Here is a 14,797-nt window from a genome sequence, read left to right on the forward strand (position 1 = left end):
TACTCCTAAGCTGCTCAATAAGACACAGGCAGCGGATCTAATGATCGCCAAATATACCAAGTCGCCACACTGCAATAGGGTGCCCACGGTGCCGCGACTTCTCTTGCCTCACTTCGGCTCACGGCTTCGCCAGAAAAGTAATTGCGGCTGATGCCGTTGATCAAGCCCACATCGTCCAAAGGCAGCACATTGGGCCGCAAGAGGTGAAACATCAAAAACATCTCTGCTGTCCAGCGACCAATGCCACGAATAGCCACCAGCTCGTCAATGATGGCGTCGTCCGTCATCTCCGACCATTTCTTGACATGCAAAGCACCGCTGTCAAAGTGCAGCGCCAAGTCGACGATGTACTCGACTTTGCGGGCTGACAAACCTGCCGCACGCATGTCGTCCACCTTGAGTTTGAGCACATTAGCAGGCGTGATTTTGCGGGGCAACACCGTGAAGCGATCCCACACGGTTTGCGCCGCTTTGACCGACACCTGCTGACCCACAATGCTGCGCGCCAGGGTAACGAAAGCGTCACCGCGTGATTGCAACGATGCCTCGCCAAATTGGGGAATCAGGCGCTTCATCACCCGATCTTTTTTCATCAGGTGTTTGCACGCTTCAGCCCAATACTCAGGCGTGGCGACGATGACCTTTTCGCTGATAGCCATACTAGCCACGCTCCCACTGAGTGCCCGTGGGCGAGTCTTTGAGCACAATACCTTCAGCGGCCAAGGCGTGACGAATACGATCGGCCTCGGCAAAATTTTTGGCAGCTTTGGCGGCGGCACGCGCGGCAATTTGGGTCTGGATAGCGTCCTCATTCAAGCCAGCGCCCGCTTGCACAAAAGCTTTGGGGTCATCTTGCAACAAGCCCAACACGCCGCCCAAGGCTTTGAGCAAGCCCGCCATTTGCGCCGAACCCGTGCGATTGACTTCGCCCGCCAATTCAAACAAGACAGCCACGGCTTCGGGTGTGCCAAAGTCCTCGTCCATGACCGCTTTGAAGCGTGCGGCATGCGGGTCGGCCCAGTCAATCGTCACCTCATCTGGCGTTACCGAACCCAATGCGGTGTACAAACGCTTCAAGGCGCCACGCGCGTCGTTGAGGTGCACATCGCTGTAGTTCAGTTGGCTGCGGTAATGGCTGCGCACCACAAAGAAACGAATGGTCTCCGCGTCAAACGCTTTCAAAACATCACGGATGGTGAAAAAATTACCTAAGCTCTTGGACATTTTTTCGTTGTCCACGTTGATGAAGCCGTTGTGCATCCACACGTTGGCCATCTTTTGGCCGTTCGCGCCTTCGCTTTGGGCAATTTCGTTTTCATGGTGGGGAAACTGCAGGTCAGCGCCGCCGCCGTGAATGTCAAAGCTCTCACCCAACATCTCACAACTCATGGCCGAGCACTCGATGTGCCATCCTGGGCGTCCTGCCCCAAAGGGACTGGCCCATTTCACCTCATCGGGCTCGCTCTCTTTGGCTGATTTCCACAGCACAAAGTCCAGTGGGTCTTGCTTGCCACCTTCCTCTGTGCTCACGGCCACGCGCTCACCCGCTTGCAACTCGTCCAGCGACTTGCCTGAGAGCTTGCCGTAGCCTGCAAACTTGCGCACGGCGTAGTTCACATCGCCATTGCTGGCTTGGTAGGCCAAGCCTTTGTTCTGCAGTGTCTCAATCATGGCCAGCATTTGCGGCACATAGTCCATGGCGCGAGGCTCATGCGTGGGGCGCTCGATACCCAAAGCGTCGGCGTCTTGGTGCAGTGCTTCGATCATGCGATCGGTCAAGCCACGCACGGTTTCTCCGTTTTCCAAAGAACGCTTGATGATTTTGTCGTCAATGTCAGTGATGTTGCGCACATAAGTCACGCGGTAGCCGCTCGCCTTGAGCCAGCGCTGCACCACATCAAACGCCACCATGGAACGGGCGTGCCCCAAATGGCACAAGTCGTACACCGTCATGCCGCACACGTACATGCGGACATGGTCAGGTTCGAGCGGCGAAAATCTCTCCAGCGCACGCGTGAGCGTGTTGTGAATGCGAAGCGTCATGAATGATGGATCAATGACCGCAATGAAGGGTCGGTAATGTGGTGAAAGCCAAGGAGTCGATCGGACTCGCTGTTTTACAATGAATGCAGTATACAAAGCACATGACAAACCCTTGCCCCCCTCACCAAGCCAAGTCTTTGGCCTCCACTGATGCCCCACATCTAGGCCAATGCAGCGCATGGACGGTTCGAGTGCGGCCGAGTCTTACGTTGGGCTTGACGATGCTGCTTGCGGCAAGCCTTGTCCAAGCGCAAAGCTTGGAACCCTTGGAATGGCAGCCTGGCCAATCCACCCCGCCCAGCGTGATCAGCACGCCACACAACGATGTGCGCAAGCTGTTGCGCCAAGCCAAATACCCACCAGCCTTGCTGCTGGTCAACAAACACCTTTCCACCAATCCGCGTGACCCACAAATGCGGTTTTGGCAAGCCTATATTTTTGAGCAACTCGACCAGCCCAACATGGCGCAACAGGTGTACCTCGAGCTCACGCGTGAGTATCCCGAGCTGCCCGAGCCTCACAACAACTTGGGCGCCATCTACGCTGCCAAAGGCGACTACCCCAATGCCAAAGCCTCGCTGGAGGCAGCCTTGCGCGCCAATCCCAACTATGCAGCAGCTCATGAAAACATGGGCGACTTGCTTGTCAACATCGCCCGTCAATCCTATGAGCGCTCGTTGATGGTGGACCCCAATCAGCGTGATATCGCTCAAAAAATTGAACGCCTCAAACCCGTCCTAGACATCACACAAGGCAAACCATGACACTTACCTCTTTGACACGCCGCGCACTTTGCCAAGCCAGCTTTTGCACACTCGCCTGGGTCGGCCTAGCCCAAACCGCCCTGGCCCAAGACGCGCCTCGCGTCAAATTTGTCACCAATGCGGGCGAGTTTGTGGTCGAGGTCTACCCCGACAAAGCGCCCAAAACGGTCGACAACTTTTTGCAATACGTGCGCGACAAACACTACGACGGCACGATTTTTCACCGCGTGATCAGCAACTTCATGGTGCAAGGCGGTGGCTATGACCAAAAATACATCGAACGCCGCACCCGCGCACCCGTTGAACACGAAGGCCGCGAAGCCTTGGCCAAAGGTGGGCCACGCAACACCATGGGCACGATCGCCATGGCGCGCACCAATGTGCCTAACTCTGCCACATCTCAGTTTTTCATCAATGTGGTGGACAACAGCTTTTTGGACCCCACACCCCAACAACCCGGCTACACCGTGTTTGGCAAAGTGGTATCGGGCATGGACACTGTGAACAAAATCAAAACGGTGCAAACCGGTTTCGGTGGCCCCTTCCCTTCTGACGTGCCACGCACACCCATCATCATCCAATCGGCTAGCGTGCTGTAAGCGCGCGTCGACATCTCATTTCATTAAAGGAAACACACCATGAGCAACCCACAAGTCGAACTGCACATCTTGGACCACGGCATCATCACCATCGAGCTGGACGCTGAAAAAGCACCCAAGTGCGCGGAGAACTTTCTGCACTACGTGAACAAAGGCCACTACGACAAAACCATTTTTCACCGCGTGATTCCAGGCTTCATGGTGCAAGGCGGTGGGTTCGAGCCAGGTATGACGCAAAAAGACTGTGACGCACCGATTGAAAACGAAGCCAACAACGGCCTCAAAAACAAGCACTACACGCTGGCCATGGCCCGCACGTCTGACCCACACTCAGCCACTGCGCAGTTTTTCATCAACGTCGCTGACAACGAGTTTTTAAACCACACCGCACCCAGCCAACAAGGTTGGGGCTATGCCGTGTTTGGCAAAGTGGTGAGCGGCAATGACGTGGTCGACAAAATCGCCGCCGTCAAAACGGGTCGCAAAGGCTTTCATGACGACGTGCCCAAAGAAGACGTGGTCATTGAAAAAGCTGTTGCGCTGTAAGCCCTCGGCTGATGTCAACGCCACCGCTGCTGCCCCAGCCTGTGCCTTGCGTACAAGCACCGCCAAATTGGCAGCGCGTTGACTTCATTTCAGACCTGCACCTAGACGCCAGCGAGCCGGCCACGTTTGACGCGTGGGCGCTGCACATGGCGCACACACCGGCAGACGCTTTGTTCATCTTGGGCGATTTGTTTGAAGTGTGGGTGGGCGACGATACCCAAGACCCATTCGCGCTGCAATGTCTGGCCGTCCTCAAAGCCACGGCGCAGCGCGTGCCCGTGTTTTTCATGTGCGGCAACCGCGACTTTTTGGTGGGCACTGCGTTGTTCCGTGCGACCGGCTTACAGGCTTTGAGCGACCCGACGGTGCTTGAGCTGGGTGGTGCGACTGGTGCAACGACCACGCGCATCTTGCTTAGCCACGGCGATGCTCTGTGCCTAGACGACCATGACTACTTGGCATTTCGTGCTCAAGTGCGACAGCCCGAGTGGCAAGCCGCCTTTTTGGCCAAACCTTTGGCCGAACGTCAAGCCTATGCGCGCAGCGTCCGAGCGGCAAGCGAAGCCCGCAAACAAAGCCTTACCCACCAGCCAAATTTCGCTGGCTATGCCGACGTGGACAGCCAAGCTGCCGTCGCATGGCTCCATGCCGCTGAGTCCCAAGTGCTGCTGCACGGCCACACCCACAAGCCTGCAGTGCACAACTTGGGTCAAGGCCTCAGCCGCTGGGTGCTGAGTGACTGGCATGCCGATGCCAAGCCACCTCGCCTAGAGGTGTTGAGCTGGCAACGCAAAAACGAACAAAGCCCCACAAGGGGGCTTTGTCGGTTGCCACTCAGCTTGGTTTAGCGCTTTAACAACACCTTCAAGGCAGCTTGCAAACGACGCGCTGCCGCTTCGTCATACGCACCACCCAAGACCTGTGCCGCATCAGCGGCCCACGTCATTTGAGGAGATGGGTCATGGCGGCGCGTGAGCATTTGCAACTGCAACGCACGGCGTGCATCCATGTGGGCAGCGGGTGTGGGCAAGTCAGCGGCCACTTCCAAACGCAACAATGGCGTGACTGCCTCGCCTTGCGGCTGAGCCGACAAAGCTTGCAACCATTGCGTGCGTTGCGCTGGGTTGAGCTTGCTGCCAATGGCTTGCGCGGTAGGCAATTGCGCGACATCGCGCTTTTCCCAAGCGTGCATGAGTTGGGTCAGCACTTCGCCGTGGGCTTGCGCGGCCAAGCGGCGCAGCGCGTCTTGGGCCGATTCCATCGCCATGCGTTGGGCTCGGAAAGCTGCATCGCCCAAACGAGGGCCACGCGGTGCAAAGCCTTCTCGACCGCCTTCGCGGCCACCATCTCGACCTGGTTTGCCATCACGGCCAAAGCCCGGCTTATCGCCAAACTTGCCGCCAGGCTTGCCATCGCGGCCACGGCCCGCTGGAGATGCGTCGGTGCGTTTTTGGCCAGGTCGGTCATCCCCGCGCACTGCCACCACGGGGCGTGGAGCGGCTTTGGGTTTGACTGAGGCCACATCAGCCAAGGGCTCTGAGGCTGGAGGTGCGCTGTCGCTTGCAATCTCTTCGTTTTCTTCAACGGCTATAGCATCTGGGGGCGCGGCGGCTTCAGGGGCTACTTCGGTGGGAACAGGCGCTGCAGGCGCAGGCGCCGCCACAGGCGTCACCGCTTCACCACGTGCGATTTGTTCCAACAGTTGCACAGCAGCACGAATGGCAGCGGCATCGCCTTTGGCGGTCGCTGACTCCACAGCTTTGGCGGCATCCAGCACGGCTTTGTCGTGCGGTGTCAGAGCGGCTTGAGACTGCTCACGCACAGACGATTTGCGCGCAAACGCCTCGTCAATAGGTTGACGGAAAGCGTCCCACAGCTTTTGTTCTTGCTTGCGCTCCAGCACCACAGCGTGAGCTTCTTCTTGCCAGCGTTGTTGCAAAGCTTTGACCGCGTCCACACGCAAGGTAGGCGCTGCACCCAAGGCTTGCGCTTCGGCAATCAGGGCTTGGCGGCGAGCCAAACTGGCCTTTTGCATCACTTCCAGCGGTTCGTGCGCGGCGCTGATGGCGGCCTTCCAAACAGGTTGCAACTCGGCAAACATTTTTTCACTCAGGTGGCCGCTTTCGCGCCAGCGTTGAGCAAACTGGTGCAACTGGCGTGCCACGCCCTTCCAGTCAGGGCCGTTGGCATGCGCGACCGTCCATGCTTTGACTTCTTCAATCAAGGCCAAGCGCTGGGCTTTGTGCGCGGCGGTTTGGGCACGGGCTTCTTTGAGCCAGACATCCACCACTTCGTGCGCACGGTTGCAAGCCGCATCAAAGCGCTTCCACAACGCGGGGTTGGGGGCGGCTTCTTTGTCAATTTTTTTCCACTGCTCGCGTAAGTTACGCAAGGTTTCTTGCATCTTGCGGCCACCCACGGCTGGCACGCGCACCACCTCGTCGGCTTTGGCGGCGGCGGGTGCTTGTGCGGGGGTCGTTTCTGCTGGGGTTTCGATGACCGTGACTTCGGCCACAGCGATGTCGGCGATTTTTGTGACTTCTGGGGCGCTGGCTTGAGCAGCTGCATCCTCAGCCTGAGTCGCTTTGTCTTTCACCGGCTTGGCCACAGGCGCAGGCTTGAACAAGGCCTCGGCCTGCATGGCCAGCTCCAATCGCTTTTGGTCAACCACCGCCTTGTCAGCGGTAGGCTTGAGCTTGCGGGTCGCTTCCATGCCAGCAACATCGGACGGCTTGGCCGCTTGGACGACCGCGGCGGGTTGGGGCATTGTTTCGCCGCGGGCCAAGCGAATTTGTTCGGACCAGGCCGGCACATCAGGCAAGGCGGCAGAGGCATCAGCGGCGGCGGCCTCCGTCAAGTTCAATGCCTCGCCAAAGGCGGTCCACACGGCTTGCACTTGTTGGGTGCTGGTTTGCAAGGCAGACGCAAACTTGGCGTCCACGCTGGCCCATTGGGGATCAGCGGCCAAGGCCTGGGCTTGGGCGACCCATCGATCGAGGTCGGCTTGCAGTGCTTCGCGCTGAGCCAAGGCATCTTGCCAAGACTTGGTCGACAACACTTCAATGCGCTGAGCCAACAACACGGCCGCTTCGCGCTGCACTTGGGTTTGGTGTTGCAAATCTTCAATCGCTTTCACGCGCTCGGCCAATGCGGTTTTCAAGCCAGCCAAGGGCTCGCGCGACAAGGGCGCACCCGCTTTGGCGGCATCGCGCTGCCAGCCCATGGCATCACTCAAATTGGTGTGCGGCGCATCACGCAGCGCCTCACCTTTGGCGGCCCACTCAACGAGCAAAGCATCTTGGTCTTTGCTGCGCCGCAGCTCATCCAACTTTTCACGCAAGACTTTGGCAGCCCCTTTGTCGCGGTGGCTCATTTCGTCAAATGCAGCTTGCACTTGCGCCAAGGAGGGCTGGCCAGCCAGCCAATCGCGCAGGCGTGCGCTGCGTTCTGCCGAGGTCGAAACGGTAAAAGCGCCACCGGTCAAAGTGTCAAGGGCGGCGAGGTCAAGGGTTTTGTTAGGAGAATCAGTCACAAGCAGGGCTCACAGTAAATGAGCGACGATTGTCGCCGAGGCTTTAAAATTTCAGCTGCTTCCTTTCGAATAAATTTATGTCTCTTTCTTTACTCGCCCGCTTACAACTAGGTCTACGCACCTTTGCAACTGACGTGGCGCAAGGCTTTTTTGCCATCTCGCACAACGGCTTGGCGGTGGTGGGCCTGTCCATCTTCTTCTTTGTCGTGGCCCTGTCCGTGCGCCCCGACCTGCGTGTGGTGACCGAAGCCAAAGTCATTAGCTGGCTGCAAGAGCGCCAGTACGACGAACTAGGCATCGCCACCGATGCCGATGCGGTAGACCGTGCCACCGCCACAGACCCCCGAGATCTACCCAAACAACAAGCCAACCTTGCCTATTGGTTGAGCAAAAAATACCGCGTCGCCCCTGAGCCTTTGAGCGCTTTGGTGGCGGAAGCCTACGACGTGGGCCCCAACAACCAAATTGAACCCACCTTGATCTTGGCCGTGATGGCTGTTGAGTCAGGTTTTAATCCATTCGCCCAAAGCGCCGTTGGGGCTCAAGGCTTGATGCAAGTCATGACCAAGGTGCATGAACAAAAATACCAAGGCTTTGGTGGTGCCCTCGCCGCGTTTGACCCTGTGGCTAACTTGCGCGTGGGCGTGAACGTGCTCAAAGAGTGCATCAACCGCGCGGGCAGCACCGAGGGCGGCCTCAAACTTTATGTAGGCGCGGGCAACATGAAAGACGACCAAGGCTACACGGCCAAGGTGCTGGCTGAAAACGCTCGCTTGCAGCAAGTGGCCAAAGGCGTGAAGGTACCCTTGGCCCCGCCCCCCGCCACTGCAGCCGAAGCAGCCACCGCACGTCTGGAAAGCTTGTGGGAAAAAGCCCAGCGCTTGACCCCCTTTGGCAAGGATGAGACCGAATAAATAAGGTCTTGGAAGCGCGGTAAACTCATGGTTGTGCGCAACTGGCGATAGGCGTGTGGGGCACCTCCCCCCTCGCGCTGACGTGGATATATGACCACTGGGAAGCGCGCAGCCTCTATTCATAGAGGTGTTTTGCCGTTCGCCTGGGCAGCCATCAAACCACCTTTTTCGAGGACTGCCAGCATGTACAACCGCAACATCTTGATCGAACAAACCGACCCCGAACTTTGGGCTGCGATTCAGGCCGAAAACACGCGTCAAGAGCACCACATTGAGCTGATCGCTAGCGAAAACTACGCATCTCCCGCCGTCATGCAAGCCCAAGGCTCGCAGCTGACCAACAAATACGCTGAAGGCTACCCAGGCAAGCGCTACTACGGTGGCTGTGAACATGTGGACGTGGCTGAGCAGTTGGCCATTGACCGGCTAAAACACCTCTACGGCGCTGAAGCCGCCAACGTGCAACCGCATTGCGGCGCATCGGCCAACGAAGCGGTTTTTCTTGCTTTCTTGAAGCCCGGCGACACCATCTTGGGTATGAGCTTGGCCGAGGGCGGTCACTTGACCCACGGCATGGCGCTGAACATGTCTGGCAAATGGTTCAATGCCATTTCATACGGCTTGGACAGCAACGAAGTCATCGACTATGCATCGATGGAAGCCAAGGCTCGGGAACACAAACCCAAACTCATCATTGCTGGCGCATCTGCTTACAGCTTGCACATTGACTGGGCACGCTTTGCCAAAATCGCCAAAGAAGTGGGTGCCATCTTTTTGGTGGACATGGCCCACTACTCCGGCCTGATCGCCGCTGGCCAGTACCCCAACCCTGTGCCTCATGCAGACGTGGTCACCTCCACCACCCACAAGAGCTTGCGCGGCCCCCGGGGCGGCATCATTTTGATGAAGGCCGAGCATGAAAAAGCAATCAACAGCGCCATCTTCCCCGGCCTCCAAGGCGGCCCTTTGATGCACGTCATCGCCGCGAAAGCCGTGGCTTTTAAGGAAGCCTTGCAACCCGAGTTCAAAGACTACCAAGCCCAAGTGGTGAAAAACGCTCAGATCGTGGCGCAGACTTTGACAGCCCGCGGCCTGCGCATCGTCAGTGGCGGCACCCAAAGCCACGTGATGTTGGTGGACTTGCGTTCCAAGAAGATCACCGGCAAAGAGGCCGAGGCGGCGCTGGGTGCAGCGCACATGACGATCAACAAAAACGCGATCCCAAACGACCCCGAAAAACCATTTGTGACCAGCGGTGTGCGCATCGGCACCCCCGCGATGACAACCCGTGGTTTCAAAGACGAAGAAGCCCGCATGACGGCGAACTTGATTGCAGACGTGTTGGACAACCCGCACGATGAAGTCAACATCGCGGCTGTACGTGCCAAGGTGCATGCGCTGACTTCTCAGTTTCCTGTTTACAAGTAACTTTTTGAAACTCCGTCCTGTGTGGCGGGGTTTTTGTTTGTCTTCGGTGTTTTGTTCGGTTGTTTCTTCGCTCGTGAATAGTTCTCGCCGGAGAGGGCACGGGTTGTTAGCACGGCGGGTTCTTCATGCTGTGTACAGAAATCATCACCCGCCGTACTAACAACCCGCACTGTTTTGGCTAGAAATGTTTCTTTCGAACGTTTCCTCTTTGTTGATGCACTAATGGTCCGAGTGAAATATGCGAGCGAAGCAAAGCGTGACGCAGACTGAGGGTGTTTGGTATTGGCCGCTGACGATTTCTGGTACCCCAGCATGAGAAAGCGGCCAATACCAAACACCCTCAGCGAGCCCAGCAAAAAAAAGAGCACAACACATGAAATGTCCCTTCTGCAGCCACCTAGAAACCCAAGTCGTCGAAACCCGCATGTCCGAAGACGGTGACTCGGTGCGTCGCCGTCGCCAATGCGGCGCCTGCGAAAAGCGCTACACCACCTACGAACGCCCCGATGTCAATTTTCCAAACATTGTCAAAAAAGACGGCCGCCGCACCGAATACAAACACACCAAGCTCCTCGACTCCATGAGCCTAGCGCTGCGCAAACGCCCTGTCAGCACTGAGCAGCTCGACAGCGCTGTGGAGCGCATTGAGGAAAAGCTCATGTCGCTAGGCCAACGCGAAGTGCCCTCTACCCGCATTGGTGAACTCGTCATGCGCGAACTCAAAAAGCTAGACAAAGTGGCCTACATTCGTTTTGCCAGTGTGTACCGCAGCTTTGAAGACATCGACGACTTTAAAAGTTTGGTGGACGAAGTTCGCAAGTAGTTTTCGAGTCTCAGCCATGCGCTGAAAGCCGTTCAATACCTAGCATTTGCTGCATGCAAAGGCTAGGTTTTTTTACGCATCATGTGCTGCGTTTGCAGCGCTCACGCACACAAGGATTCACCCTGGTGGAGCTGTTGGTGTGTTTGGGGGTGCTGGCGGTCATCGCTTCATGGGCCGTCCACAGCTGGCAAAGTCTTCAAGAGCGCAGCCGTGTGCAAGCCGCCCGCGACCAGTTGATGAACGACTTGCAAAACGCCCGTGTACGCGCACTGCAGCAGGGGGAAGCTTTGCAGCTTGTCCGCTTGCGCGATTGTTCTTGGGTCACTTCATCCGACAAAGATTGGAGCTGCGGCTGGCAACTGGTCGCCAAGGCCGACCAACGTGTGCTGTTCGCCTCGCAATTGCAAACGCAATTGCTTGTGACATTTACCAAAACACAGGCACTGGACATCAGCCAACGCGGCGACTTGGGCACCGTGGGTGAGCGCTGGGTCATCAAGTCACGTCAAGCTGGACTCCACATCGCCAACGTCTTGTGCCTCAACAGCGCCAGCCGATTGCGCTGGCAAGCGGGAGAAACATGCAGCAGCTGAACCGACCGCCCACGCATCGACGCACACGCCAGCCAAAGCAAGAGAGCAAGAACCAGCAAGGTATTGCAATGCTAGAGGCTCTCATCGCATGTTTCATCCTCACCTTTGGCGTGCTGGGCCTGTTGTGGCTGCACCAACAAGCCTTGATGCAGCAACGCCAACAACTCATGCGATCGGTGGCGATGGGGGTGGCCGACGACTTGGCCGAACGCATGCGAATGAACAACTCCCAGCGTGCCATGTACGCCAAGCCCTGGGGCAGCGCCACCCACGCAGCACCGAATTGCACAGCCACCGCTTGCACACGTGAGGCGCTTGTTGCGTGGGACTGGCAGCAGTTGCAAGAATCGATTCAAAGCCAATTACCAGAGGGAGATGCTGCTGTATTTGCCTTGACCGATGTCGCGCACTGGTGGGGCATCGTCATCGCTTGGCGCGATGCAAATGAAAACTACCGCACCGACACCACATCTGGCACGCCGCCCTGCTCCGCTCAAATGAGTTGCTGGCGTTTGTTCTTCAGACCAGACCGATGAGCGCACGCCAAGGCATCCCACCCTCTCAACGCGGCTACACCCTGCCCGAGTTGCTCATTGGCATGGCCCTGAGCCTGCTGGTCATCGCTGCAGCCACGTCGGCCTATGGCAACAGCCAACAAACCTGGAATGCCATGGCCGCGGCTGATGCCGTTCACGCCAACGCACGCGTCGCGTTGCGCAACATCCGTGAGCAAGCACTCATGGCAGGGGCTGCCTACCTCACATCCGCCAATCACATGGATGGCCTGTTCATGGTCGAACTCTCCCCCAGTGAATTAGCAGGACATGCAGCCTTGGCAGGGGTGAATGGTGCGAAAAATAACGAAAGCATCACCCTCGGCCATTGGCGTGCGCTAAGCAGCTACGACTGCCAAGGCAACTCGGGCAGCACCCACACCAGCGTGCGCAACGACTACAAAATCAACGCCAACAAAGAACTGAGCTGCAAAGACCTCAACCCCAGCAACAGCACCTACCAAGCCTTGGCTGAAGGCGTGGAAGACTTTCAATTGCTGTATGCCGAAGTCAATCCCCAGACACAAACCATCCAATGGAAAACCGCGAACCAAGTCAGCGATATGAGGCAGGTGTCGGCCATCGAGGTATGCCTGCGCATCGCAAGCCTATCGACCGTTCACAACACCCGTCCCAGCAGCCAACTCAAAGGCTGCCATGGCGAGGCCCTGCCATCTGATGGCCGTTTACGCCGCACCTTCAAACGGGTGACGGCTTTGCGTAACCGCGATGGCCTCAAGCCATGAAGCGCCCACCCCACTGCCAGCCAAAGACCCTGCGCCACGGCGGTACCCGAGGCTTTGCGTTGACCACCTTGCTGGCCATGCTCGCATTGGCCAGCATGGCAACGCTGCTCGCCATGCGCAACTTGTGGTTGAACGCGCAACTGCTCAATGCCGAGGCCGACCAACTTCGCACCCAACACAAAGCGGAGGCGGCGTTGCCCATCGCCTTGAACGACCTCTTGGGGATTGGGCAAAGCAGCAGCCCTGACACCTTCAGCCATCGCCACCACGCGGGCACCAGCGACCAAGCCCATGCATTTTTTCCTACCTCTATGGTTGACTACGACTTGCTGCGTCAACGCTTGAACACAAGCGCATGTAGCGCAGGCATTTGTGCGCCCAACACACTTCAAACAAAGCCCCACAAAGCCAGCGACTGGAAAATGCAAATCGCCACGGCCATGCCTGTCAGCGCCAACCAAACACCCTACGGCGACCAGACCGCTTGGTATTGGGTTGAAGTTTTTCCGCTGGACACCAGCAGTCCTGCCAACCACGCATCGACAGCGCCATTTGTGTACCGCATCACCACGCTGGCCAAGGGATTGATGCCAGGCAGCACCACGGTACTGCAAGCCATTTGGTTGCGCGACACACCCACAGCCCTCACGGGTCAATGGCACAGCTGGTACGTGCTGCAAGACTGAATCACCATGAAACACACACATTCTTCAAAAGGCTTCACGCTGATCGAGTTGCTCATCGCCATCTCCTGCGTGGCGCTGCTGGCCAGCATGGCCTGGCCCAACTATCAAAGCTTTGTGGCGCGAAGCCACCGCGCCCAAGCGCGTGCAGCCTTGCTGCACGCTGCGCACTGGATGGAGCGCGCCGCGAGCGCCAACGGCAGCTATCCACTGGCAGCAGATGTACCCGCCAGCGTGTTGCAAATGGACGGACAGCTCTACAAGATGACGCTGATCAGCACCGCGCAAAGCTACACCCTTCACGCCACACCACTGGGCTCACAAGCAGGGGATACATGCGGCATCTTGACCGTCAATCACCTTGGCGTGCGCAATGTACAAGGCGCCAATCAAACGGCTACACAGTGTTGGAGTCGATGAGCCATGGCAACGCCTAGCCTAGCCGTTCATAATTGCGTCATGATTTTTTCTGCGCACGACATCACCCATATGACAAGCGCCTTGGCTTTGGCGCACGAGGCTTTGTTCTTGACCTCACCCAACCCCCGCGTGGGCTGCGTCATCGTAGGCACCAGCGGTCTTGTGCTGGGCAGCGGCCACACGCAGCGTGCAGGCGAAGCGCATGCAGAAGTCATGGCCTTACAAGATGCACAAGCCAAGCACCACGATGTCAAAGGCGCCACGGCCTACGTCACGCTAGAGCCTTGCTGCCACCATGGTCGCACAGGACCTTGCAGCGATGCCCTCATACAGGCGGGCTTGGCGCGCGTGGTGGTGGCTATCCAAGACCCTAACCCACTGGTCGCAGGCCAAGGGATTGCACGTCTTCGTGCGGCTGGTATGCAGGTGGATGTGGGCTTGCTCGAGGTGCAAGCCCAAGAGCTCAACATCGGTTTTTTCAAACGCATGACGCATGGCATGCCCTGGTTGCGCATGAAAGTGGCCGCCTCTCTTGACGGCCAAACCGCGCTCGACAACGGCCTGAGCCAATGGATCACCTCAGCCCCCGCGCGTGATGACGGCCACGCATGGCGGGCTCGTGCTTGCGCGGTACTCACTGGGATTGGCACCGTGTTGGAAGACGATCCACGCTTGGATGTACGCGCCATGGCTACGCCACGCCAACCCGCGCTGGTCGTGATGGACAGCCAGCTCGAAACGCCGCTAACGGCCAAACTCTTTGGCCCACCACGCCCTGTGTGGATTTACTGCGCGCGCGACCATGCCGGGCGTCGCCAAGCTCTCGAGGACCAAGGTGCCCACGTGGTGTGCCTGCCCAACACATCTGGCAAGGTGGACCTTGCAGCCATGCTCCAAGATCTGGCCCACAAGCAAATCAATGAAGTGCATGTAGAAGCGGGCCACAAACTCAATGGCTCTTTGCTGCGCGAAGGCCTAGTGGATGAGCTGCTCACCTACTTGGCCCCCAAGCTCTTGGGCCAAGGCCGAGGCATGACAAATTTGGGTCCTTTCACAACTTTGAGCGATGTCACAGCCCTGTCGTTCCACGAAGTGACACAAATTGGTCCTGATTTAAGGATATTGGCCCGTCTCAGCCGGTAAGCGTCACTT

At 57.8% G+C, this 14,797-nt stretch carries 16 protein-coding genes and 1 riboswitch; of the genes, 13 read left to right on the top strand and 3 right to left on the bottom strand.

Going from position 1 to position 14,797, the window contains the following annotated elements:
* Positions 1 to 14 precede the first annotated feature (14 nt).
* Positions 15 to 659, bottom strand: coding sequence for a DNA-3-methyladenine glycosylase family protein (locus V7Q41_RS09415; RefSeq protein ID WP_333845563.1), 645 nt, complete (start codon positions 657 to 659; stop codon positions 15 to 17).
* 1 nt (position 660) lies between these two features.
* Positions 661 to 2,043 carry a cysteine--tRNA ligase gene (gene cysS / locus V7Q41_RS09420; RefSeq protein ID WP_333845564.1) on the bottom strand — a complete coding sequence of 461 codons (1,383 nt, stop codon included), beginning with the start codon at positions 2,041 to 2,043 and terminating at the stop codon, positions 661 to 663.
* Between the two features lie 101 nt (positions 2,044 to 2,144).
* Here cysS and V7Q41_RS09425 point away from each other — a divergent pair, with 101 nt between their 5' ends.
* The 4 genes from V7Q41_RS09425 to V7Q41_RS09440 are packed head-to-tail and all read left to right on the top strand — an operon-like array spanning position 2,145 to position 4,800.
* Positions 2,145 to 2,807 carry a tetratricopeptide repeat protein gene (locus V7Q41_RS09425; RefSeq protein WP_333845565.1) on the top strand — a complete coding sequence of 221 codons (663 nt, stop codon included), beginning with the start codon at positions 2,145 to 2,147 and terminating at the stop codon, positions 2,805 to 2,807.
* Entirely contained in the window at positions 2,804 to 3,406 is a 603-nt protein-coding gene (locus tag V7Q41_RS09430; RefSeq protein WP_333845566.1) for a peptidylprolyl isomerase, read from the top strand. Before V7Q41_RS09425 ends, V7Q41_RS09430 begins: the two co-directional genes overlap by 4 nt.
* A gap of 39 nt (positions 3,407 to 3,445) precedes the next feature.
* Positions 3,446 to 3,952, top strand: coding sequence for a peptidylprolyl isomerase (locus V7Q41_RS09435; protein WP_333845567.1), 507 nt, complete (start codon positions 3,446 to 3,448; stop codon positions 3,950 to 3,952).
* 11 nt (positions 3,953 to 3,963) lie between these two features.
* A complete protein-coding gene (locus tag V7Q41_RS09440; protein ID WP_333845568.1) occupies positions 3,964 to 4,800 on the top strand; it encodes a UDP-2,3-diacylglucosamine diphosphatase in 837 nt (278 codons plus the stop codon).
* Here V7Q41_RS09440 and V7Q41_RS09445 read toward each other — a convergent pair.
* The gene (locus V7Q41_RS09445; RefSeq protein WP_333845569.1) at positions 4,797 to 7,484 is read right to left on the bottom strand and encodes a DUF349 domain-containing protein; all 2,688 of its coding nucleotides are present in this window, start codon (positions 7,482 to 7,484) and stop codon (positions 4,797 to 4,799) included. The genes V7Q41_RS09440 and V7Q41_RS09445 overlap by 4 nt on opposite strands.
* 77 nt (positions 7,485 to 7,561) lie before the next feature.
* Between V7Q41_RS09445 and V7Q41_RS09450 the strand changes: the two genes are divergently transcribed.
* The 9 genes from V7Q41_RS09450 to ribD all read left to right on the top strand — a co-directional run bounded on the left by V7Q41_RS09450 (position 7,562) and on the right by ribD (position 14,788).
* A complete protein-coding gene (locus V7Q41_RS09450) occupies positions 7,562 to 8,398 on the top strand; it encodes a lytic transglycosylase domain-containing protein (protein WP_333845570.1) in 837 nt (278 codons plus the stop codon).
* A gap of 27 nt (positions 8,399 to 8,425) precedes the next feature.
* A riboswitch (ZMP/ZTP riboswitch) is annotated at positions 8,426 to 8,554 on the top strand.
* A 27-nt stretch (positions 8,555 to 8,581) separates the two neighbouring features.
* On the top strand, positions 8,582 to 9,826 hold the full coding sequence (gene glyA, locus V7Q41_RS09455; protein WP_333845571.1) for a serine hydroxymethyltransferase: 1,245 nt from the start codon (positions 8,582 to 8,584) through the stop codon (positions 9,824 to 9,826).
* 373 nt (positions 9,827 to 10,199) lie between these two features.
* On the top strand, positions 10,200 to 10,649 hold the full coding sequence (nrdR, locus tag V7Q41_RS09460; RefSeq protein WP_333845572.1) for a transcriptional regulator NrdR: 450 nt from the start codon (positions 10,200 to 10,202) through the stop codon (positions 10,647 to 10,649).
* Between the two features lie 53 nt (positions 10,650 to 10,702).
* Entirely contained in the window at positions 10,703 to 11,242 is a 540-nt protein-coding gene (locus tag V7Q41_RS09465; protein WP_333845573.1) for a pilus assembly FimT family protein, read from the top strand.
* Complete coding sequence (gene pilV, locus V7Q41_RS09470) at positions 11,230 to 11,778, top strand: type IV pilus modification protein PilV (protein WP_333845574.1); 549 nt, start codon at positions 11,230 to 11,232, stop codon at positions 11,776 to 11,778. The genes V7Q41_RS09465 and pilV overlap by 13 nt, the downstream gene beginning before the upstream one ends.
* The gene (locus tag V7Q41_RS09475) at positions 11,775 to 12,542 is read left to right on the top strand and encodes a PilW family protein (protein ID WP_333845575.1); all 768 of its coding nucleotides are present in this window, start codon (positions 11,775 to 11,777) and stop codon (positions 12,540 to 12,542) included. Before pilV ends, V7Q41_RS09475 begins: the two co-directional genes overlap by 4 nt.
* Positions 12,539 to 13,228 carry a hypothetical protein gene (locus V7Q41_RS09480; RefSeq protein ID WP_333845576.1) on the top strand — a complete coding sequence of 230 codons (690 nt, stop codon included), beginning with the start codon at positions 12,539 to 12,541 and terminating at the stop codon, positions 13,226 to 13,228. Before V7Q41_RS09475 ends, V7Q41_RS09480 begins: the two co-directional genes overlap by 4 nt.
* Before the next feature lie 6 nt (positions 13,229 to 13,234).
* A complete protein-coding gene (locus V7Q41_RS09485; protein WP_333845577.1) occupies positions 13,235 to 13,645 on the top strand; it encodes a type IV pilin protein in 411 nt (136 codons plus the stop codon).
* A gap of 39 nt (positions 13,646 to 13,684) precedes the next feature.
* Positions 13,685 to 14,788: a bifunctional diaminohydroxyphosphoribosylaminopyrimidine deaminase/5-amino-6-(5-phosphoribosylamino)uracil reductase RibD gene (ribD, locus tag V7Q41_RS09490; protein ID WP_333845578.1), complete on the top strand. Its 1,104-nt coding sequence runs from the start codon at positions 13,685 to 13,687 to the stop codon at positions 14,786 to 14,788.
* Positions 14,789 to 14,797: the final 9 nt, after the last annotated feature.

The organism is Limnohabitans sp. (genome assembly GCF_036804465.1).
Taxonomy (GTDB): domain Bacteria; phylum Pseudomonadota; class Gammaproteobacteria; order Burkholderiales; family Burkholderiaceae_C; genus Limnohabitans.